General features: G+C 50.4%; 27 protein-coding genes. 23 read left to right on the top strand and 4 right to left on the bottom strand.

What is annotated here, in order from left to right; all coding sequences use genetic code 11:
* Positions 1-108 precede the first annotated feature (108 nt).
* The gene (locus tag SALB1_RS18890; protein ID WP_145961368.1) at positions 109-621 is read right to left on the bottom strand and encodes a hypothetical protein; all 513 of its coding nucleotides are present in this window, start codon (positions 619-621) and stop codon (positions 109-111) included.
* Positions 622-1,002: 381 nt separating this feature from the next.
* On the opposite strand from SALB1_RS18890, the gene SALB1_RS18885 reads away from it, so the two are divergent.
* Complete coding sequence (locus SALB1_RS18885; RefSeq protein WP_145961367.1) at positions 1,003-1,440, top strand: hypothetical protein; 438 nt, start codon at positions 1,003-1,005, stop codon at positions 1,438-1,440.
* Between the two features lie 57 nt (positions 1,441-1,497).
* Here SALB1_RS18885 and SALB1_RS17260 read toward each other — a convergent pair whose 3' ends face one another.
* Complete coding sequence (locus tag SALB1_RS17260) at positions 1,498-1,935, bottom strand: transposase (RefSeq protein ID WP_109994971.1); 438 nt, start codon at positions 1,933-1,935, stop codon at positions 1,498-1,500.
* Positions 1,936-2,079: 144 nt separating this feature from the next.
* Between SALB1_RS17260 and SALB1_RS19280 the strand changes: the two genes are divergently transcribed.
* The 3 genes from SALB1_RS19280 to SALB1_RS17245 are packed head-to-tail and all read left to right on the top strand — an operon-like array spanning position 2,080 to position 3,633.
* The gene (locus SALB1_RS19280) at positions 2,080-2,271 is read left to right on the top strand and encodes an AlpA family transcriptional regulator (protein ID WP_109994970.1); all 192 of its coding nucleotides are present in this window, start codon (positions 2,080-2,082) and stop codon (positions 2,269-2,271) included.
* 37 nt (positions 2,272-2,308) lie between these two features.
* Complete coding sequence (locus SALB1_RS17250) at positions 2,309-3,034, top strand: Rha family transcriptional regulator (protein WP_109994969.1); 726 nt, start codon at positions 2,309-2,311, stop codon at positions 3,032-3,034.
* A gap of 59 nt (positions 3,035-3,093) precedes the next feature.
* On the top strand, positions 3,094-3,633 hold the full coding sequence (locus SALB1_RS17245; protein WP_109994968.1) for an HNH endonuclease: 540 nt from the start codon (positions 3,094-3,096) through the stop codon (positions 3,631-3,633).
* A gap of 71 nt (positions 3,634-3,704) precedes the next feature.
* On the opposite strand, the gene SALB1_RS18880 is transcribed toward SALB1_RS17245, so the two are convergent.
* The gene (locus SALB1_RS18880) at positions 3,705-4,511 is read right to left on the bottom strand and encodes a hypothetical protein (protein ID WP_145961366.1); all 807 of its coding nucleotides are present in this window, start codon (positions 4,509-4,511) and stop codon (positions 3,705-3,707) included.
* Here SALB1_RS18880 and SALB1_RS17235 point away from each other — a divergent pair.
* Positions 4,510-4,701 (top strand): hypothetical protein, encoded by a 192-nt coding sequence (locus SALB1_RS17235; RefSeq protein WP_109994966.1) that lies wholly within the window; start codon positions 4,510-4,512, stop codon positions 4,699-4,701. The two genes, SALB1_RS18880 and SALB1_RS17235, sit on opposite strands and share 2 nt — an antisense overlap.
* 1,052 nt (positions 4,702-5,753) lie before the next feature.
* Here SALB1_RS17235 and SALB1_RS17230 read toward each other — a convergent pair.
* Positions 5,754-6,311: a hypothetical protein gene (locus SALB1_RS17230; protein ID WP_109994965.1), complete on the bottom strand. Its 558-nt coding sequence runs from the start codon at positions 6,309-6,311 to the stop codon at positions 5,754-5,756.
* A gap of 89 nt (positions 6,312-6,400) precedes the next feature.
* Here SALB1_RS17230 and SALB1_RS17225 point away from each other — a divergent pair, with 89 nt between their 5' ends.
* The 18 genes from SALB1_RS17225 to SALB1_RS17155 all read left to right on the top strand — a co-directional run bounded on the left by SALB1_RS17225 (position 6,401) and on the right by SALB1_RS17155 (position 19,669).
* A complete protein-coding gene (locus SALB1_RS17225; RefSeq protein WP_109994964.1) occupies positions 6,401-6,859 on the top strand; it encodes a hypothetical protein in 459 nt (152 codons plus the stop codon).
* Positions 6,856-7,197, top strand: a complete 342-nt coding sequence (locus SALB1_RS17220; RefSeq protein WP_109994963.1) for a hypothetical protein — start codon at positions 6,856-6,858, stop codon at positions 7,195-7,197. Before SALB1_RS17225 ends, SALB1_RS17220 begins: the two co-directional genes overlap by 4 nt.
* A gap of 3 nt (positions 7,198-7,200) precedes the next feature.
* On the top strand, positions 7,201-8,607 hold the full coding sequence (locus SALB1_RS18875; RefSeq protein ID WP_145961365.1) for a hypothetical protein: 1,407 nt from the start codon (positions 7,201-7,203) through the stop codon (positions 8,605-8,607).
* 39 nt (positions 8,608-8,646) lie between these two features.
* Positions 8,647-9,084 carry a hypothetical protein gene (locus SALB1_RS18870; RefSeq protein ID WP_145961364.1) on the top strand — a complete coding sequence of 146 codons (438 nt, stop codon included), beginning with the start codon at positions 8,647-8,649 and terminating at the stop codon, positions 9,082-9,084.
* Positions 9,085-9,087: 3 nt separating this feature from the next.
* Entirely contained in the window at positions 9,088-9,396 is a 309-nt protein-coding gene (locus SALB1_RS17210; RefSeq protein ID WP_109994961.1) for a hypothetical protein, read from the top strand.
* Positions 9,396-9,683, top strand: a complete 288-nt coding sequence (locus tag SALB1_RS17205) for an HNH endonuclease (protein ID WP_109994960.1) — start codon at positions 9,396-9,398, stop codon at positions 9,681-9,683. The genes SALB1_RS17210 and SALB1_RS17205 overlap by 1 nt, the downstream gene beginning before the upstream one ends.
* A 9-nt stretch (positions 9,684-9,692) precedes the next feature.
* Complete coding sequence (locus tag SALB1_RS19080) at positions 9,693-9,854, top strand: hypothetical protein (protein ID WP_158590804.1); 162 nt, start codon at positions 9,693-9,695, stop codon at positions 9,852-9,854.
* Positions 9,855-10,101: 247 nt separating this feature from the next.
* Complete coding sequence (locus SALB1_RS17200; protein WP_109994959.1) at positions 10,102-10,539, top strand: hypothetical protein; 438 nt, start codon at positions 10,102-10,104, stop codon at positions 10,537-10,539.
* Positions 10,536-10,964 carry an HIRAN domain-containing protein gene (locus tag SALB1_RS17195; protein ID WP_158590803.1) on the top strand — a complete coding sequence of 143 codons (429 nt, stop codon included), beginning with the start codon at positions 10,536-10,538 and terminating at the stop codon, positions 10,962-10,964. The genes SALB1_RS17200 and SALB1_RS17195 overlap by 4 nt, the downstream gene beginning before the upstream one ends.
* 287 nt (positions 10,965-11,251) lie before the next feature.
* Complete coding sequence (locus SALB1_RS17190; protein ID WP_109994957.1) at positions 11,252-11,722, top strand: TerS protein; 471 nt, start codon at positions 11,252-11,254, stop codon at positions 11,720-11,722.
* Positions 11,722-13,269 (top strand): terminase large subunit, encoded by a 1,548-nt coding sequence (locus SALB1_RS17185; RefSeq protein ID WP_109994956.1) that lies wholly within the window; start codon positions 11,722-11,724, stop codon positions 13,267-13,269. Before SALB1_RS17190 ends, SALB1_RS17185 begins: the two co-directional genes overlap by 1 nt.
* 99 nt (positions 13,270-13,368) lie before the next feature.
* A complete protein-coding gene (locus tag SALB1_RS17180) occupies positions 13,369-14,391 on the top strand; it encodes a phage portal protein (protein WP_158590802.1) in 1,023 nt (340 codons plus the stop codon).
* Between the two features lie 111 nt (positions 14,392-14,502).
* Positions 14,503-16,026 carry an IS21 family transposase gene (gene istA / locus SALB1_RS17175; protein ID WP_109992456.1) on the top strand — a complete coding sequence of 508 codons (1,524 nt, stop codon included), beginning with the start codon at positions 14,503-14,505 and terminating at the stop codon, positions 16,024-16,026.
* Positions 16,013-16,753 carry an IS21-like element helper ATPase IstB gene (gene istB / locus SALB1_RS17170; protein WP_109992457.1) on the top strand — a complete coding sequence of 247 codons (741 nt, stop codon included), beginning with the start codon at positions 16,013-16,015 and terminating at the stop codon, positions 16,751-16,753. Before istA ends, istB begins: the two co-directional genes overlap by 14 nt.
* A 54-nt stretch (positions 16,754-16,807) precedes the next feature.
* Positions 16,808-17,011, top strand: a complete 204-nt coding sequence (locus SALB1_RS19275; RefSeq protein ID WP_145961363.1) for a phage portal protein — start codon at positions 16,808-16,810, stop codon at positions 17,009-17,011.
* A gap of 44 nt (positions 17,012-17,055) precedes the next feature.
* On the top strand, positions 17,056-17,745 hold the full coding sequence (locus tag SALB1_RS17165; protein ID WP_109994954.1) for an HK97 family phage prohead protease: 690 nt from the start codon (positions 17,056-17,058) through the stop codon (positions 17,743-17,745).
* Positions 17,746-17,802: 57 nt separating this feature from the next.
* Positions 17,803-18,990 carry a phage major capsid protein gene (locus SALB1_RS17160; RefSeq protein WP_109994953.1) on the top strand — a complete coding sequence of 396 codons (1,188 nt, stop codon included), beginning with the start codon at positions 17,803-17,805 and terminating at the stop codon, positions 18,988-18,990.
* Positions 18,991-19,105: 115 nt separating this feature from the next.
* Positions 19,106-19,669, top strand: coding sequence for a head-tail connector protein (locus SALB1_RS17155; RefSeq protein ID WP_109994952.1), 564 nt, complete (start codon positions 19,106-19,108; stop codon positions 19,667-19,669).
* Positions 19,670-19,672 lie beyond the last annotated feature (3 nt).

The raw sequence follows: 19,672 nt of genomic DNA, 5'->3' as shown, positions 1-19,672 counted from the left end.
TCTTGGACCGACTAGCGATATAAACAAGCGCAAGGCTGATACCGAGTTGAATTGTAAAGGCCATTCCGTTTGTCAGCATTAAATATTCAGCGAAAAATTATACTACACTCAATAATTCGCGCGAGAGTTCAGAACGTATCGGGTGTCATCTGGACATGCTGGTTTCGGCGAAGGCTTGCCCGGATCGGTCAGCGGATAAACTGCATCATATTGATTCGGTAGAGCATCAAATTGATATGCCGACGTTTTGTCGAGCATATACGTTTGTATTAGATTGCGATTTACGTTGATGTCGCCACGCAGTATCCCGATCCGCCCGTCATTTGTTTTTAAATGGTCGTTCACTCGTCCGAATTTCTCGCTGGCGACATCTGTTGGCATTCGATCTGCGATTGACGTTGCTTGGTCTCGTTGGATTCGCGAAATTTGATCCAGACGATTCGCGATCTTGTTTAGCTGGCGTTCGCGAATTCGAGCATCGCTGTTAAAACCTATCCATTTACTATCAATCACATTTCCGACAACAGTAACACCAATCAAGAAAATCGCTGCGCCGAGCAATTGAACTATTCGATTCTGAAAAAATCGGTCTTGTGCGGGCATGCCATCGTCAATTGCCATGGCGGTTCGCCCTATGTCTACGTCTCGGAAAATTGTTGTCGGGTGTTATATGTGAATAGTCAAGCATTTGTTTCGAATTTTGATCGCGACCACGAAGGGTGGAAGTCGCAATGTTATTGTTATTATTATGTTTGGTATATTTATCGTTTTGGCAATTTCTAGCGTACTAAATACCCCTGTGATCGCCACTAAGAACGAAAAGAAAGGCGTTCGCTTGAGTTATTGTTGATAGTAGTGGCGGTGTCTACCGTGCCGCCACCAACGCGAGTTGACCCGTTCTCGCGTAAGCCCCTTGGGTCGCCATACCAAGGGGCTTTTTTGTGTCTACGCACTCGATGTGTCAATCAGGTTAAAATACGGCTAGCAGACAAAGGAGTAATAATGAAATACTTGCTAGACACGAACGTATTCAATCACGTACTTGACGGATCAATCACGTTGAATTCCATTTCGCCGGATTTGGATTTCGCTGTAACGGATATACAGCAGCAAGAGCTTTTGAAGACTCCCGATAATGAGCGCCGACTTGCTCTTTTATCGGTTCTACATTATAGCGGTTCGGATCACAGCCCGCCGGTATTTGCTTGGGATACTGATGGGGCCGGTTTTGGTCAAGGCATCTGGGCTAGTGAAGATCAACGCATAGTCGCTGAAGATATGCGCCGCGCGCTGAACAGTAAAAAGGTGCATCACAATAACTTGAAGGATGCGTTGATCGCCGAAGCGGCTTATAGGGACGGTTACGGTTTGGCAACCGGGGACAGAGACCTTGCCGAAGTGGCGGAAGCTTTCGGAATAACTGTGCATCGTACTTATTAGGTAGCCATAAAAAAGCCCGCGCAATGCGGGCTTTGTCTCGATCGGCTTTCGATTGGCCTATCGGCTGCGACTCGCCATATTCGCGATGTCGTCGATAAATTTCTGAGTCTGCGTTTGCTCTTTCTGAACCTGATTCAGCAACGCTCGAATGTCTCGAATCGGATCGTCCGAATCACCCGCGAATTTGCCGTCGAGGGCGTTTTCAGCCTGTGTGCGCCATTCGTTCACCTGACTAGCGGTGATGTCGTGTTCGGACAGGTAGGTGTCCGCCTTGCTATCGGACAGGCCAGAGTAGGCGATGACGTGCTGCATCTTCGTCGCGCCATCGATGCCAGTCTGTGCCGCACTCGCACCAGTGCCATATTTGGTGCGCCAGCTAGAAAGCGTTGCAGCGCTCACACCGTATTTCTCGGCGGCATCCTTGTTAGTCATGCCGGCTTCTAACTCTCTAACAATTTCGATCCGCTGTTGATCGTCATAGTCTCGTGCGCCCATATCACACTCCGTTTGTTTTGAATTCGAACTGAATCGCGAATGTAGTTCGTGTTGTCGATCCTGTCAATCGTTTGCGAAATTTTATTCCCTAAATAGTGGTGTAGATCGGAATTGGCCGATCATTAACCATAGGGATCAACAACCATGTCAGACAATTTTCAACCACCTGAAATCGTAACCGCCGATGACGTTGCCGAAATCATGCGAGTCAAACGCAAAACGGTATTGAATCATGTGCAGTATCGCGAGGGCTTCCCGAAGCCGCTGAATGGCTGCAAGCGGCCCTTGTTGTTCGACAAGCGGGCCGTATACGACTGGCTGTACTCAAACCAGTAATCATCCACCACAACAATAAAAACGGAAAATAACAAGAATGAACTTAGTCACTATCAACAATCAGAGCGAACCCGTCACAACGTCACTGGCGCTAGCCGAGGGTGTACGGAAAGACCATTCGAGCATCATTAAGCTAGTTCGGGAATACGCGAGCGATATCAATGAGTTCGGCAATTCTAGATTTGAAATCCAGAATTCAAGCGGTGCCGGTAGACCGACAGAATACGCAGTTTTGAACGAGCCACAGGCGACATTGATCCTGTCATACATGCGCAATAACGACATCGTGCGCGAGTTCAAAAAACGTCTAGTCGGCGAGTTCTATCGGATGCGCGATCAACTCGCAGCGCATACACACTATGACGCTTCCAGTCTGTCCCGTATGGACATCCTACGGCTGGCGATGGACTCCGAGCAGAGACGCCTAGAGCTAGAGGACAGGAATCGTCATCTATCGGACACGCTGGAACGTGCAAAACCTGCGATCGAGATTGCCCGCAGTGTCATCGCCAGTGACGATCTGTTGACGGTCAGACAGGCCGCACAGGTGCTAGGCACAGGCCGAAATCGGTTGTTCAAATTCCTTCGCGATCATGGATGGGTCAACCAGTACAACCAACCATTTCAAAAAAAGATCGAATTGAAATATCTAGACTACAAAATTTCAAGTTTCCGCAAAGGCGATCAACTCTGCGAATCCATCGTAACGATGGTAACGGGCAAAGGTCTTGCAAAACTACAACGCGCGTTGAACGCACAATAAAAAAGCCCGATCCAAAATTGAACCGAGCAGCACTATCAACAACACGGATTATAACAAAAATGAAAAACAAAAGAAAGCTAAATTCTAAGAAATTAAAAGAAAAATTTCTAGCGGATTTTGACGACGGGAAAATTTATCGTCGCCTGAAAAGCGGCCGTCTTAAAGAATGCGCCTACGATGTCGGTAACGGTCGGATGGCAATACACCATGAGGGCAGGCACGTTGCGCGCGGTCGTGTGATCTATGCGATGTATCACGGTGATATCGAGCCGTGGATGGTCGTGCAGCACATCAACGCCGACGATACCGACGACTCGATCAACAATCTGCGATTGGTCACGCGGACACTGGCACGCAGACGCCGACGACAGTATTCAAATAACACGTCTGGGTTTATCGGTGTCTCATGGCACAAGATGTCGAGAAAGTGGTATGCCTATGTTTTCGTGGATAAAAAACTTATCAATCTCGGGACGTATCACGATCCACGAGAGGCCGCACGCGTTCATGATCGGGCGAAAGTTCAGGCATATGGAATCGAACACGCATGGACAAATGCGAGAGCGGGATTACTTGATGACGAGAGAAAGGCGGCCTAACGAGTTACTCGATCGCCAAAAAAAGCCCGGAATACTCCGGGCTTTATGATGTCAATTAACTTGACGAATCGCTATGAGGACTGTCGAAATTTATAATCGAACCACTGATCATTCATTTTTAATTTCGCTTCAATAAGATTGCAGTCTGTGGACAGCCATAGCTGCTTCTTTTCACCATAGAAAAGGTAGACCGGGAAATTACCTCGAACATCGCATTGTCCGTGATTGACGACGATATCGTCAACTTTGATGTATCCAGCACGGCTGACAATCTGAAACATCGGATTGTGCTGCACACGCCCATAAAAGTGAGTCGTTTTAACGATGCCAGCTAAATCGACCGAATTGTAATCAAGTTGACTTTCGATGGGCGCACCGGGCGGCTTGTGATTCAGATATCGTTTCATGCTGCTTTTGGCTTCTTGATAATCGGGATTGTTGCTACAACCTTTATCAATCATGACTTGGTGGAGGGCGTCCAACTTGTTTCCCGAGTCACGGAGTTTTCTCTTTCTTGACTCAACGCAATCCCGCTTGTATTGCTTTTCCCATTGTGCCAATTCCGCCTCTACGGATTCATGGCTAGCAGCAGATTTCCCAGAAGACTTGTTGCATTCCCTTTGGAATTCTTTGTATACGTCGTGAGTGAGTGGATACTCCGGGCCATTTGCGGAATGAAAATCTTTTATCCGTTGGTCGAGACACGAAGTCGCGGCTGACGCGGTTCCGACATAGGCAATTGCGAACAGGAGCAACGCGATACAATGAAAAAATTTTTTGAACATTTGTGTCCGACCATCCGTCATATTGTCATGAGTGATAAATATCGGCCGTAGTTGGGTATTCTTTAGCGGGCGATCGAACGCGGAATGGTTCATGTTCGAACATGAACGCTTCAACAATACGGATGATGACGCATTTCTGTTTTCTGAAACCGTTCATAAGGATGATATTTCGGGCATCTCACAGGGTCGCGACGAGCAAGAAGTTATTTTGTTTTCGATTAATAAAAGCTATCGTAAAAGTGAAATTTTGATTGGATTGCGCATCATATTCGGTTTACGATAAAATTTAACTATGATGGCAATTATAGCCATTTTTTAGACTAAATAAGAGTGTCATTCGGAAAACATTTCGTTTGTCAAGGGCCGTTCGGGACGATGATTGAATGGCTGACGTGTCGATCAATGATCGGGGCCATAAGGTTTGATGGATATCCATTCATCGCCGGAAAAATTTTGCTGATGCTCGACATCGCCGTTTTTGCCGGTCAGGACCATGCAGATAAGTCGATGACGACAGAGATAGCTTCATAATCGTTACTGCATTAAAACAAAATTCGGCAGGATTCGGGCAATGTTACAGGATGACAACCCGTAGGCATCTAGAAGTCGCTTGATAGGCCCTAGATGTTCCCGTTGTGTATATTTGGAAGTTAAGGCTTTTAAGCGCGGACCGCACAACCCACGCGCACCAGTTCGGTTAGCCATATCAAGACACGTCCCTTCATCACGGACGCCTGAACTTCTCTGGATAGGGAAGTTATGTCTAAACCCTTAAAAACCATCTTCAATAATCTTTTAAGAATCGTTAAACCAATCTTTAATGATTGGACGATCGGCTTCCGATCGGACATGCCCGCAAGGGCATTCTTGAATGTTAATTAATGCTCTCGGCCTACGGCCTCAAGCATGTTCCGCGCTAAAGCGCGTCACAACATTTGATGACTTTGTTGAACATCTTAAACAATCTCTTGAAACTTTTGAATGATGTTTGAACGACTTCAAAAGAATTGTTGCTACGCTTGGGATAGATGGGTCTAAAATCCATCCAACACGGTTGTACCAAATGTTTTCGGTCATCATTCGATAGAATGTACACGGTCGTTAATATCGTCCAGCACAGGCGCATATAGCGCGTTTCTTTTGATAGGCATTCCGCAACAGCGGTGAATTCTTCCGATTTTAACTCCGGCTAAATATTGATGTCAGTAAAATGACTTCCATTCACAACGGAATTGAAAGTTCTTAACGGTTTCATCGCCCGTTTTCCTTTCACAGAAATAAAGCCCGGTCAAAAATGATCGGGCTTTTTTGTTGCTTGGAATGTTTGCCTTGGAGTTACAAAATCACTTTCCGCCCGATTTCTTTCTGATTGTGATTGACATAGGAATATAGCCAATAACAATTAACAATATTCTGGATTTGCGGTCTGAGAGTTTTTGTGCGTTTGATGTTGAATGTGTCGTGCAGATCAATTCCGGTCTTACACTCGAACGCAGAAACCAGATTCGATATGTGTGCGTTTTTTCGACCGAAGACCCATTTTTTAACATTGTGGTCCGACATCGCACGCATCGGCGTTATGCTTTCCCTAAGTGCATATTTCAACGCGCCGACTGATTCCCACAGATGCGTGTTCTTTTCGTCCTCATCAATGGGATAGTCCATCAGATAGACCGAATTAGCATCATCCTTAATCACCGTCATGGTCTTTTCGACATAGGTGTAAATGCGTTTGTGCATCGGCTCATTCGGCACGCGATGTAATTTAATTTGCACGTTGTCCAGATCATACGTGCCATGGTTTCGAACTAAGCCGTATGCGTAAAAAGTATTGTTGTGGAAGATGCAGGGCGCATCGAGCGACCAATAGATATAGGCGGTTCGGTCATCCATGTTTAGGGCTACCTTGGGTTGGAGTAGCTATTTATCGCTCGTTGCCTGAAATCGCTAAATATGGGGTGAATCAATAGAAAAATATCGGAATGGCATTAACACAATCACAGCAAGGGCAATTACAGAGCGAGATTGATAGTGATCCGGCCGGCATCGGCTATCAAACCGCGCTAGCGACCGAAAATACGCCACAACTCGCAGCGTTATTGAATGATCCGACAAATGCGACGATCAATCGCACGTCGATTCAGCGCGACGATTTTCTACTTGCGATCGTGCCAATTGTCGGCAATTTGTCGTCTGCAACGGACGCAATGCGAATGAAATATCAGCCGCTACTAGACATCGCATCTGCCGCATCACATATCGACATGGACACCACCATTATTGACATGATCGACGGTCTAGTTACGGATGGTCTAGCGACTCATGAGCAAGCGAGCGTAATCCTAACTCGTCAGGGCTCACGAGTTGAGTTGATCATGGGCGAGGGCATGGCAGTCACCGAGAGCGATGTGGCGTTTGCAATCTGGGGGAGCAATCGATGACCTACAACGCATCGCAGAATCTAGTGGCGTCGGCAGAGGTCAAGGCCGGTGCCGCGAGTGAGAAAAGTGCAGCGCTAACAGGCGATAACGTGTGCATCGGGCTCAATGTCAGCGCTGGTCCGCGTGGAAACAACACAACGCAGGTTCGCGTCATGTTTAACGAGTCGCTCGACGGTCAGACATGGGGACAGGACAAGTTCCACGGCCAAATCGTGAATGTGTCAGAAGCCGGACTCTATACGGTGACGCTCGACATTAACGCGCCATATGTCCGCGTCTTCTATGCGCCCATGGACTACAAAATCACCGCGAGCGTCGATGCGTCGGTGGAGGTCTAACGCATGGCCTCGTATGGCACACGATACGACGCTAATTCGTACGATCTAGCATTACTCAACCCGACATATGATCTCCCCTTAGACTCGTCGAGGGATTGGGCGTTTTTCGGATGGATACGACCGGAGTCGATCGACTTTCAGCGCGGCTTAGCTCTCTCGTACGATTCGGGTTTAGGCGGTGGCATCAATTTTTATTCGGATTACCAGAGTATCTGGTTCAATTCGGGCAGTAATGCAACGAAGTTTATTAGTGTTCCGGTTGACACCTGGATTTTCTGTGCGGTTCGGTTGTCGATCGATAACGGCCCAAAAATATGGGTCGGTCCAGAAGGGGGAGCGCTCAACACAGCAGATTATTTATATACGAGCAGCGCCTGTTATGCGCATTTCCTCGCGCCCGCACCGCAAGCCGGGGCGTTCGCCGAGGTTAATCTCATCGTCGACGAGACGTTGACCGATGCCGATGCACAGGCGTTGTTCACGGGGTCCACATCGGTTGATCTGGGGTTTAGCCCTGTCGTTCGGTTGACGGGACAATCGATACCCGAGACGAACACCGGAAGTGATGGTCAGCCGACCATCAACAGGACCGGGAACGCACCAACGCTCATAGACGGGCCGTTGGTCCTGTCATATGGGGATACGACACCGACAACAACGCCCATTATTGTCACAGCACAGTCGGCATCGCTATCGCTGTCATCCACGACTGCATCATCAACGATCGGCCAACGATCAAAGGCCCAGACGATCGGGCTATCGCGAGGCACGCCCGACGGACTGATACACGCCGGCCAACGATCACACGCCCAGACAACAGCGCTCACGCGGACCGCTAGCGTTGCAGGCCAACAGATCGGCCAGCATCCACAGGCCACGTCAACCGCTAAGACGGTCAACGGACAAGACAGCACAAGCCGCATCGGCCAACGCTCACAGGCACAGAGCACGTCAACCACGATCACCGAATATTCGGCATCGCTAACGGTGGGCTCGCATATCCCGGTTGATATCACCGCGTTGTCGTCACATAGCACGATGACGAACTATGCCGCATCCATGAGGGTAGGGGCTCGATCTCTTGCGGATTCACAGGCCCAGACCATCGAGGCAACACCGCCAACCATCGCAAGCGGTCATCGTGCATACGCAGTCTCACAGGCTCACACGGTCACGGCGGCAGATGGACAGGCGCGAGCCGGGTTCCGCGCCGAATCGAAATCGAAACCCTACGTCATCAACTACCACGCGGCATCGATCGTCATCACGAGCATCGAATACATGACGGTCGACCATTTCGACATCAAACCTAAGATGTCGATTGATGGCGTTTCAGTCGAATTGAAAATGCGTTCATCGATCGATATCAAAGCGAAAATCAATGGCGGGGTAAAAGTTCGAATCGACTAAATATTTCGAGACTCAATAACAATAACAAGAGCCGAAATAATGTCAGCCGGACCATTCCAACTCTATAACAAAGGGCATCTCTCGTTTTTTGATACGTCGCTTGACTTCCAGAACGATACGATTAAGTGCATATTGCTTGATGATACCTATCCCGTCGATCTAACCCAGACCGCGTATTCGGACGTATCAGGCAACGAAATCACGGATGCTGACTACTCGCCTGCAACCATCACAAACCCATCCATAACGGCCAGTGGTGGCGTTGTAACTGTAACGATGGATACGATCGATTTCGGCAATTCCGTTTCGATCCAAGCGAAATATGGTGTTCTTGTTCGTCAGGCTGGTTCGAGTCTAGCAACCGATGATCTACTGATTGCGGTTATCGATTTGGACACATCAGGCGGCATGGTCAAATCGACCACCTCCGATTTTAAGATCGACCCAGCCGCTGACGGCATGTTCACCGATCAGTAAGCCATGGCGACTCTGTATATCAACACCGATCAAGAGGCAACGTTCGGCATCCTCAAGGATCAGAATGGTGATCCGATCGAGGGCGCAACGGTTAGATTAACCATCATCGACAAAAACAATATTGCAGTCGATCCACAACCCAGCCCATTTCCCATGACGTTTGTTGATCAAGGCTCGGGCAACTACATCGCAGATATTCCGCACGACCACGAGTTAGACGAGAAGAAATATCTAGCCCAATACATCGCGGTCAAGTCTGGTGTGCAGTCGGAGTGGCACGGATCGTTGGATGTGGTCTATAGATCGATATAATGAATCGCGCCGAGAAACAGAAACTATATAAATCGTCACGGTGGCAAAAACTCAGAGCACGACACCTCAACAAGCAACCGCTGTGTGAGTATTGCCTAGAGTTAGAGATTGTCACGAGCGCTAACACGGTTGATCACATCAAGCCGCACAGAGGCGATCGTAAGTTGTTCTTCGATCCTAATAATCTGCAATCCCTGTGCAAACTTCATCATGACTCGACGAAGCAACGAGAAGAATATCTAGGCAAACGAATCGGTTGCGATGTTAACGGAATGCCATTTGATTAGAGTGCAAAAATGAAACAAGAACAATATCAAAACAAAATGATCGAGCAGGACGAACACAAGAACAAAAATGAATTTGAACTTGATAAGAAAGTCCAACAGGCAATCGAGGAACGTTTCAGGCATCGTGATAAGGAAATGATCGAACACGATCAGAAAGAAGACGACAAATAGAAACAAATGAAGGATTGAAACAGCCCGCATCTTCGCGGGCTTTTTTAATGGCGCAACGAATAGTGAATCAATCACAGGCAGTCAAACATCAACGGCGGCATGACGCACCGAAAACGCAGTGACACCAACGATTACCAACGTTCATTAATTTCAGATTTCAAATCCAGAATAAGAAAACAATCAAATCAGTTGCATCGATCCCATTCCCATGTAGGATCAATTGCACCTTGATCCAATGGGAAAACCAATGTCAGTAGAACAGGTAGTCAGCACCATCGCAACGAACATCAACAACACAGTCAATAGTCTGTTCGGGATGACAGAGCCCGACGAATTAATCAACATGATCGATCATGGCAACATCAATGCGGTATTCGATAACATGTTTTACAGCAATGCGCGCGAACAGTATTACGCATTCGACGACACGAATAAGCAGATCGTTCACATCGAAACACACGATGCCATACCGTACATCATGGAGCGCTATCCAGTAATAGACATTCAGATATTGGTACAGATGGTTGCTGACGTGTTGGAGACGATAGACGGTGAGGCATTGACCATCAACACAATGTGGATCACCAACACCGTATACCAGTTAGTAGCCATGCACATTCGCACACTCAAGGCCATTGAACTCGAACAGATATATGGACAGGCACAACACCCAACATTGCATTGATCAATCAGAGGACAATCACCAATGGCAACATTAAAACAAAACTCGTGGGCGTATCACATAACAACGATGATGGTGAGTCACGACAAGAAATCATCAAGGGCCAATTGACAAAAGGCGATGCGCTCATTATCAAACCAGAACATAATAATCCATACGATAGCAATGCAGTGAGTGTATGGGTTGAAGTCGTCAAGGGTGGATTGTTCCGAAACAAGACGGTGTTTCAAAAACAAATCGGTTTCTTGAGTCGAGAGGTTGCCGCAGAACTGCACGAATACATCATGAATGGCAATGACGTTACATGCTCAGTCGCCAGCATCACAGGCAAAGGGAAGCAGTCTTGTGGTGTGAATGTACAGATCGAGAAGACACGAGTGTATGGAGAGGAAAAGAAAGCAAATGCACAGGCTCGTGCAGTGTCGTGAGTTACTAGACGAAAAGGAATTTGAAAGGCTCGACATGATCGGGCCTTTTTTATGCGCGTGTGTGAATGCGTGAGGGTGAAAAAGGCAATTGAAACAGACGGTTGCACGCGTTTTAGGGTAGGGGGTATATAGAAAATCCTATTATAATCAATCCCCTAGGATCACCACCCCTGTCAATTTTTTGTGCTTTGATCAAAAACTAACCAATTCCAACGAACGCACAAGGGCTTAGCGGCCGTTCACAAGCCCCAAAACGCTAAATATCTGAAACATACAGACCGTTTCAGATGCAATTCGAGAAGCCACAATCCAAATCAGACACTAGCCAAGGGATACATGACGCCCTCGCTAGCAAACGCCCAACTGTTCCAGAACATCTAGAACTTCGCGAACAGGATCGAATCTACTTCGACAATATTATTGATTCGCGTGCATACGATACGTGGTATGCGAGCGACGTAGAAAACGCGGTCACGCTCGCGAAGGCGAAGGCGGATTGTGACGCGCTCCAACATATCTTGGATGTCGAGGGCTACGTATACGAAGCCCCATCAGGCCAGCTAAAACCCCACCCAGCCGAAGCAATCCTAGATCGCAAGATCAAGCAGGTTGCGGCGCTATCGCGTGCTCTACACGTACACGCCACGGCACTGCTAGGACGAGCCGAGGACACAGGCAACCGTACAGCAGCCCATCGCCAGCATCGCGAGGCATTCGACGACGGCGACGATTTGCTAGCCCGTCCCGAGTCTGATTAATGGCACGCCCTCGCAAGCCTCGCACACGCGGTGAAAAGGTCATCGCGTTCATCGAGAAATATTGCAAGGTTCCGGAGGGAAAGCTAGTCGGACAACCGATCAAACTCGCTGATTTTCAGAAGCGTTTCATTCTGGATGTTTTCGATAATCCCGAGGGAACGAACACCGCATATCTGTCCATCGCCAGAAAGTCCGGAAAGACCGGGCTAATTGCCTGCATCGTGTTGGCCTATCTGTGCGGTCCTCTCGCGAAACAAAACGCAACGATCATCGTTGGTGCTCAATCTCGCGAGCAAGCGGGCATCATCTTCAAATATTGCACGAAGATCATTCATCAATCGCGCGTGCTCTCGCGTGAAATCCGAATCATTCCATCGCAAAAGAAATTGATTGGCATCGCGATGAACGTCGAATTTCAGGCGATTGCGAAACAGGCTTCCAATGCCATGGGACTATCGCCGCTCGTGGTCATCATCGATGAGATTGGACAGGTCAAAGGCCCGCAAGATGATTTTTATGACGCGCTAACCACGTCACAGGGTGCCTATGGGGATGAAGCGTTATTCATCGCGATCAGCACACAAGCGGCTGAGGATGGCGACCTGTTTTCGATTCTCTTGGACAACCAAGACATAAACAAAGACCCGCACACCGTGTCGCATGTCTATAGCGCCGACAAAGATTGCGAGTTGATGGACAAAGCCCAATGGAGGAAAGCGAATCCTGCAATGGGCCTGTTTTCGTCGATATCTTCCATTGAAAAATTGGCGAGATCGGCCGTTGAAATGCCCAATGGTGCGAACGCGTTTCGAAATTTGAACCTGAATCAACGCGTAGATCGAACATCATCGTTCGTCTCGCGAGACGTTTGGAAAGAAAACGGCAACAAACCAATTGCTCTTGATCCGAATTTGCCGATTTATGCCGGTCTTGACCTATCAAAAGTCGATGATTTGACGGCGTTTATGCTCGCACAGTTCAAGAACGGGAAATGGAACGTGCATACACACGCATGGATTGCAGAAGACGGCATTGTTGAGAAGTCGAAAGAGTCACAAATTCCCTTTGCAACGTGGGTTGATCAGGGGTATTTGTCGGCTGTTCCGGGTGCATCCATTGATTACGATTTCGTTGTTCAGGAAATCGCCGAGAAATACGGAAATCTAACATTCGAAATGGTCGGGTTCGATCCACATCGCATTTACGATTTTCAACAGGCGATGGACCGACAAGGTTTTCAGATGCCATTGGTGCGTGTGTATCAGGGATATAAGGGGATGACGCCATGTATCGAGCGCCTAGAGCGTGCGTTGATCGATCGCAAGGTCAGGCACGGCAATAACCCTGTACTGACATCGGCCGCGTTCGGCGTTACTGCGATGAGCAAGGGCAAGGAACGTTTATTTCGAAAGAAATCGAGCACAGTGAAAATTGATCCGCTTCAAGCACTCGCCATGGCATTTCATCGTGAAGGCGAGGATTCGAATAAGAAAAAGAAGGCGAAGGTCAATCTAGATTCGTGGATCAATGACCCAATAACGATGTAGACAATTACAAATTAATAAATATTCGAAACAATACTAATAAAGTTTCGAATGTCTATAGGCTCGTTTTTCACTAATCTATTCCGGCTCGGCAATTCGGGCATGTCCCGAAATACCGGATATCAGCCGATCGCACCCTATGTAAGCAGCGCCGACTTGCCGCCTGTCACGTTCGATAATGCAATGGCTGTTAGTGCCGTTTGGCAGGCTGTCCGGATTCAATCCGAAAATATCGCATCGTTGCCGCTCAAATTCTACAAGAATGAAAACGGCAAACGTGTTGAAGACACATCAACCGACATTGCGAAGCTGCTTGCGAACGGAAAGATCAACCGCTATCAAGATAAAGTTTCGTTTCTCGAAACATTAATTGTCAATCTCGTTTCGTGGGGCAATGCGTATTGCCTCATTCAACGTAATGCATCAGGTGGATTGATTGGCCTGTTGCCATTAGCAGCCGATCAGATGGAAGTCGAGCTAAGGCCGAACGGTGATGTTGTCTATCACTTCACCGATTCACAGGGCATCAAGACCTACCGAGCCAAAGATATTTGGCACGTCAAGCTATTCGGCAACGGCATCGAAGGCTTGTCGCCCATGGGCTATGCACGCCAGACATTAGGCATCGCTTCGGCCGCGAACAAACGCACGGGCAAGGTCATCGGCAACGCCGGAAAGCGTACAGGCGTCTTTAGCGTGGATACCGCTGCAATGGCGGACGGCGATCTATCAAAGGAGCAGAAAGACGGCATTCGACGTGAATACGGCGCGTTAGCACAAGGTGATGAAGACTTTTTGCCCGTGTTGCCTGTCGGTTTGAAATTTGAACCGCTTTCACTGACGCCAGCCGATCAGGAATTGCTCGCCAATCGAAAGTATTCAGTCGTCGAAGTCGCACGAATTTTCAACGTGCCGCCTATCTTGCTTCACAGCATGGACGACACAACAACGCTCGGATCGTCAACATCTGAAATCATCAACAGCTATTACAAGCTTTCGTTGCGTCCATTGTTGATCAAGCTCGAAGAAAGCTTGCGAATTAACTTCATGACGCCCACGGAGCGAAGTCGAATCTTCGCACACTTCAACCTTGATGATCTGTTTGTTAATGGCCATCTAAACTGACCCAGTGCTGGCCAACGCTTTTGACCCACCCTTCGGGGTGGCAGCGATGCCACCGTCCACCTACCGTTCGGGCAAACGAGACGCCGGAGCGGACTGATCAAGGACTGGGTTATGATTCATAAAATCAAGGCGCTATACGACGGCGGGCAAGGGCTGTCGATCCGGGCCATCGGCCAGGAGCTGGGCGTGTCGCGCAACACCGTGCGCAAATATCTCCGCGCCGACGAGGCCACGATCGAGGCGGCACAGTCGGACCGAGGCCGTCACAAGAAGCTCGATGCGCACCGGCCCTACATCGCCTGGCTGTTGCGGACCTATCCGCGGCTGAGCAGCGTCAAGATCGCCCGCAAGCTACGAGACAAGGTGGGCGAGCTGGACGTCTCCGATCGCAGTCTGCGGCGCTATGTCGGGCAGATGAAGACGACCCTCAACACCGTGCAGACGCGCTACTACGCGCCGGTGCTGGACACGGTGCCCGGCGTGCAGTGCCAGGTCGATCCCGGCGAGCTGCGCCAGGTGATGATCGGCGGCCAGCCGCGGCCTGTGTACTTCGTCGTGTTCGTGCTGTCCTACTCCCGCCTGGCTTACGTCGGCGTGCGCTTCCAGCCGCTGGACACGGCCGACTTCATCGCCTTGCACGACGAAGCGTTCCGTTATTTCGGCGGTTGCCCGGCAGAATGCGTGTACGACCAGACCAAGCTGGTCGTACTCCACGAGCAGTTCCGGGAACTCGACGTGAACCCGGCGTTTCACGCCTATGCCACGACGGCGGGTTTTCGCATCGAGGCCTGTCGGGGCTATGACCCGGAAAGCAAGGGCAAGGTCGAGGCCGGAGTGAAGTACGTCAAGCAGGATGCCCTGTATGGCGATACCTTCGCCGACGAAGCCGACCTGCGCGGCCATCTGCAACAGTGGCTCGATACCGTCGCCAACGTGCGCCTTCATGGCACCACGGGCCAGCCGCCCCGGGCCCGGTTCGAAGCCGAGGAGCAGGCGCACTTGCGCCCCTATCTGACGCCGGCTTGCGTCGGGCGCGATGCTGCAGGGCCGGCCCACCGCCAGGTCGACAAGACGGGCCTGATCTCGTGGTGCGCCAACAAGTACTCGGTGCCCATGGCCTACCAACGCGGGCGGGTCGGCGTGACCGAAGCCGGCGCCGACCTGCAGATCGTCGATCTCGACAGCGGCGACGTCGTGGCCACCCATGCCGTGTGCCACGGCAAGGGCCGCGTCCAGCGCAACACCGATCATTACCGCGATCACGCCGCGCAGACCGCCGATCTCGAGGCCCGGATCCGCGCGCGCCTCGGCGCCGACCTGGGTCAACGCCTGTGTGACCGCCTGCGGGCGACCATGCCGCGGCACACCCGGGATCAACTGGCCGGCGCGGCGCGCCTGCTCGAGGCCGCGCCCGATCTGGATCTCAGTCAACTCGAGACGTGGGTCGAACGCGACGGCTTGACCGCCGGCCGGCTCAAGCAACGCCTGGACGCCGCGCGTTGCGCCGAACAACGCGGCCGAGATCCCGGGGCGAACGCGCCGGCCGCCGTTCACGCCGCGCCCCTGGATCTGACCGCCTACGCCCGACTGGGCCACCCCAGCGGCCAGCCGGAGGTGACCCATGGGAACGCTTGAGCTCACCACCGGGCGTTACCGCAGCCTGCGTCTGGGCGCCATCGCCGACGATCTGACCGACTTGCTCCGCCAGGCCGAGGCCAACGAGGTCTCGTACCTTATGTTCGCCGACATGCTGGCCGAGCACGAGCGTGCAAGCCGCGAGGCCCGGCGCATCGAGCTTAACCGACGCCAGGCGCGGTTCCCGGCCGATAAACGGCTGGAGGCGTTCGATTACCGCCATCAGACCACGATCACCAAGCGCCAGGTCAAGGCCTTGCTCGACTTCGCCTTCCTCGATAACCGCGAGAATCTGGTGTTCATCGGCCCGCCGGGCGTGGGCAAGACGCACCTGGCCATCGGCATCGGCCAGCACGCGGTCGAGGCGGGCTACAAGGTGCGCTTCAAGAACGCGTTGGATCTGGTCGAGGAACTGGAGCTGGCCGAGATGAAAGGCGAACTGAAGAAAAAGCTGACGCAACTGGCCAAGGTCGATGCCCTGGTGATCGACGAGCTCGGCTATCTGCCCATGAGCAGGGCGGCGCGCTATGCGCTGTTTCAGCTGATCAACCGGTTCTACGAGTACCGCTCGCTGATCGTGACCACCAACAAGGACTTCACCCAATGGGGCGAGTTCTTCCACGACGACAATGTGGCGGTGCCGATCATCGACCGGATCATCCATCACTCGCATCTCTACATGCTCGGAGGCGAGAGCTATCGGCTGAAGCAGAAAACGCTCAGCTGACCTTCACGGGTGGGTCATTTTTGTTGGCCAAAAGTGGGTCAGTTCTGTTGGCCATTGACACTGTTGCGCCCGCTTCCCGCCGAACGTTGGGCGAATCATCAAATCGCAATCCAAAGCGGTGCCATGACACCAAACGAAGTGCGACACCTAGAGAATCTACCGCGTGTTGAAGGCATGGGCGACGAATTACTAGCGAACGCGAGCTTGAAACCAATTCGCATCATTGAAAAAGGGGATCAGCAGGCGAAGGCTGAATAATCAAAAACAATAAATAACTTAGATTCAGAAAATAAAAATAATAAATGAAGACTAAGACACTCGAAATCCAAGACGCCCAGATCAAGGCGACCGATCCGAATTCATACCAATTCGAAGGCTACGCATCGGTGTTTGGTGATGTTGATTCATACGGCGATTCGATTGTGCAAGGCGCGTATGCCAAGACGCTAGTAAATCGAAAGCGCCCGGTTCAAATGTATAAGAACCATTCGAATGCAATCATCATCGGAAAATGGCTTGATTTGCATGAAGATCAACATGGTTTGTATGTCAAGGGCGAACTAACGCCCGGTCACAGTCTGGCCGAAGACGTATACGCGTCCCTTAAACATGGCGCTGTGACTGGCCTATCGATTGGTTATCGCGTGGTTGATTCAGAACCACAGAATGGAATCACCTTTCTCAAGGAAATCGATCTTATTGAAGTGTCGGTTGTAAACACCCCAGCCGATCTAAACGCACAAATTTCGAGCGTCAAAGAGTTCAACGAAGCGCTTGCGGAAATCGAAGACATCCGCGCGCTTGAAAAGTTTTTTCGTGACGAATTCGATTTGTCACAAACCAAATCTAAAGCCCTGATTACTTGCATCAAGGGCGCGATGCATGAACGAGATGTTCATTCAGTCGAAGAAGATCAACGAGACGTTGGTTCATCAACCAAAGCAAGTATTGAGAGTCAGTTGTATGAGGCGATCAAAAATTTGAAAGTCTAAATAATAAGACTAACAACCAATCACACCAATAATAAGAATAATAAAGGTGAACCAACAATGTCCGATTTGGATACAGCCGTTAAGGCACTAGACGAAAAACTAGGTGAAGGCTTCAAGAAATACGAAGCCGAAGTTAAAGAAGCGGGTAAGGCCAGCGAAAAGACTGCCGCCGATGTCAAGGCGATGGCCGAAGATTTCGAGCAGTATAAGAGCGAAGCCGAGGCCCGGATTAAAGAGCTTGAGCAGGGCGCGGCCGATGGCTACAAGTCTGGCGAGCAGGCTTCTAAATCTTGGGGTGAAGAATTCACCAAATCCGAGGATTTCCAAGCGTTTGCCAGCAAACAGCGTCAGAACGCGACCGTAGAAGTCAAGAACACCATTCTCAATGGTTCGGTTTCTGCCGGTAGCGAAAACGGCATCGTCGTCACTGACAATCGCGGCATCATCGGCAATCCGCTAGCGTCGCTAACACTATTGAACGTGGTTCCGACTGGCGCGACCAGCGGGAACAACGTCGAGTACAGCCGCGAGAAGGTTTACACCAACAACGCGGCCGAAGTTGCGGAAGGTTCGGCTAGCCCAGAGTCCGATATCGAAGTCGAAACCGTGAACGATCCTGTTCGCGACGTTTCGCATTTCGTGACCATCAGCCGGAACAGCCTAGACGACGTGCCTGCAATGCAGACATTCGTTAACTCCCGGCTGTTGAACGGTGTGCGCTCACGCCTACAGAAACAGATCATCATCGGTGATGGCACAGGTCAGAACCTAAGCGGTGTCTCTGTCACTGGTCGCCATACCGACTTCACGCCAGCGTCGGGCGATACGTCCATCGACAACATTCGGAAGGCCAAGGCGGTTGTGCAGTCTGCCGACTACGATCCGACCTTCATCGTGATGAATCCGGTTGATTTCGCCGATCTTGAGCTAAGCAAGACGAGCACTAAGAGCTACGTTGCCGGTAGCTCGATCACATACGTTCAGACTGGTCTAGGCAACGTGCCGACTCTATGGGGCATGCCCGTTGTGCAGAGCAACGCCATGGCTCAGGGCAAATTCATGGTTGCGGACAGTCAAACCATGATGCTCATGATGCGCCAACAGGCTCAGGTCGAGGCTTTCGAACAGCACGGCACCAATGCCGCGAGCGGCTTGATCATGGTTCGTGCCACGGTTCGTGCAGCCTTCACCGTGCCTCTACCTAACGGCATCGTCTACGGCGATCTAGTGTACTCAGGCACCTAATCGTTAACGACAAACTCTAAGAGAGTTAAAGCCCGGTCATTGATTTGATCGGGCTTTTTTGCGTCCGGAATTCGCAAATCAATAAATACATTAGATTCCAATTCCATGAAACACGATGCAAGAAACTTTCGTAAAGCAAGAGCCGCACGACGAGCCAATCGCGGTTGATGATGCCAAGAAATGGTTACGTCTTGATGCCGATATCGCTGTTGACGATGAAGCATTAATCAGCACCTTGATATCAGCCGCACGAAAGTATTGCGAAGCATATTGCGATCGTGCTTTTGCTCAACAGACATGGGTCACGACCTTTGATTGTTTTATCGACGGTGTTTTGTTGCCCGGTGGTGAAATCAACACGGTTGATTCATTCGCATACACCGATGAAGACGGTGAAACACAAGACGTACCCGAAGACGTTTATTCAGTCAGCCGCAAAGGTCGGTTGAGACTCAATCCCGGCAAACAATGGCCTCGCTATCTCGCCGCACCAAACGGTATCGAAATTCAATATGAAGTCGGGCCTATGAAAGCGCCTGTCGATGTTGTGCAGGCGATGCGACTGCTACTAGCCAGCTTCTATGAAAACCGCTCACAGGTCATAACTGGCGTATCTGTTGCCGAAATTCCATTCGGTGTTCGAGCAATCCTAAACCGTCATCGCGTATTGGGAGTTTAACCA

Origin of the sequence: Salinisphaera sp. LB1 (assembly GCF_003177035.1) — a bacterium.
Lineage (GTDB): Bacteria > Pseudomonadota > Gammaproteobacteria > Nevskiales > Salinisphaeraceae > Salinisphaera.
The sequence above is the reverse complement of the archived record's forward strand: the minus strand, read 5'-3'. Positions and strand labels throughout refer to the sequence as shown.

Coding starts and splice junctions, on each gene's coding strand:
- SALB1_RS18890 (WP_145961368.1), bottom strand. CDS start 621: ATGGCAATTGACGATGGCATGCCCGCACAAGACCGATTTTTTCAGAAT.
- SALB1_RS18885 (WP_145961367.1), top strand. CDS start 1,003: ATGAAATACTTGCTAGACACGAACGTATTCAATCACGTACTTGACGGA.
- SALB1_RS17260 (WP_109994971.1), bottom strand. CDS start 1,935: ATGGGCGCACGAGACTATGACGATCAACAGCGGATCGAAATTGTTAGA.
- SALB1_RS19280 (WP_109994970.1), top strand. CDS start 2,080: ATGTCAGACAATTTTCAACCACCTGAAATCGTAACCGCCGATGACGTT.
- SALB1_RS17250 (WP_109994969.1), top strand. CDS start 2,309: ATGAACTTAGTCACTATCAACAATCAGAGCGAACCCGTCACAACGTCA.
- SALB1_RS17245 (WP_109994968.1), top strand. CDS start 3,094: ATGAAAAACAAAAGAAAGCTAAATTCTAAGAAATTAAAAGAAAAATTT.
- SALB1_RS17235 (WP_109994966.1), top strand. CDS start 4,510: ATGTTCGAACATGAACGCTTCAACAATACGGATGATGACGCATTTCTG.
- SALB1_RS18880 (WP_145961366.1), bottom strand. CDS start 4,511: ATGAACCATTCCGCGTTCGATCGCCCGCTAAAGAATACCCAACTACGG.
- SALB1_RS17230 (WP_109994965.1), bottom strand. CDS start 6,311: ATGGATGACCGAACCGCCTATATCTATTGGTCGCTCGATGCGCCCTGC.
- SALB1_RS17225 (WP_109994964.1), top strand. CDS start 6,401: ATGGCATTAACACAATCACAGCAAGGGCAATTACAGAGCGAGATTGAT.
- SALB1_RS17220 (WP_109994963.1), top strand. CDS start 6,856: ATGACCTACAACGCATCGCAGAATCTAGTGGCGTCGGCAGAGGTCAAG.
- SALB1_RS18875 (WP_145961365.1), top strand. CDS start 7,201: ATGGCCTCGTATGGCACACGATACGACGCTAATTCGTACGATCTAGCA.
- SALB1_RS18870 (WP_145961364.1), top strand. CDS start 8,647: ATGTCAGCCGGACCATTCCAACTCTATAACAAAGGGCATCTCTCGTTT.
- SALB1_RS17210 (WP_109994961.1), top strand. CDS start 9,088: ATGGCGACTCTGTATATCAACACCGATCAAGAGGCAACGTTCGGCATC.
- SALB1_RS17205 (WP_109994960.1), top strand. CDS start 9,396: ATGAATCGCGCCGAGAAACAGAAACTATATAAATCGTCACGGTGGCAA.
- SALB1_RS19080 (WP_158590804.1), top strand. CDS start 9,693: ATGAAACAAGAACAATATCAAAACAAAATGATCGAGCAGGACGAACAC.
- SALB1_RS17200 (WP_109994959.1), top strand. CDS start 10,102: ATGTCAGTAGAACAGGTAGTCAGCACCATCGCAACGAACATCAACAAC.
- SALB1_RS17190 (WP_109994957.1), top strand. CDS start 11,252: ATGCAATTCGAGAAGCCACAATCCAAATCAGACACTAGCCAAGGGATA.
- SALB1_RS17185 (WP_109994956.1), top strand. CDS start 11,722: ATGGCACGCCCTCGCAAGCCTCGCACACGCGGTGAAAAGGTCATCGCG.
- SALB1_RS17180 (WP_158590802.1), top strand. CDS start 13,369: ATGTCCCGAAATACCGGATATCAGCCGATCGCACCCTATGTAAGCAGC.
- istA (WP_109992456.1), top strand. CDS start 14,503: ATGATTCATAAAATCAAGGCGCTATACGACGGCGGGCAAGGGCTGTCG.
- istB (WP_109992457.1), top strand. CDS start 16,013: ATGGGAACGCTTGAGCTCACCACCGGGCGTTACCGCAGCCTGCGTCTG.
- SALB1_RS17165 (WP_109994954.1), top strand. CDS start 17,056: ATGAAGACTAAGACACTCGAAATCCAAGACGCCCAGATCAAGGCGACC.
- SALB1_RS17160 (WP_109994953.1), top strand. CDS start 17,803: ATGTCCGATTTGGATACAGCCGTTAAGGCACTAGACGAAAAACTAGGT.
- SALB1_RS17155 (WP_109994952.1), top strand. CDS start 19,106: ATGCAAGAAACTTTCGTAAAGCAAGAGCCGCACGACGAGCCAATCGCG.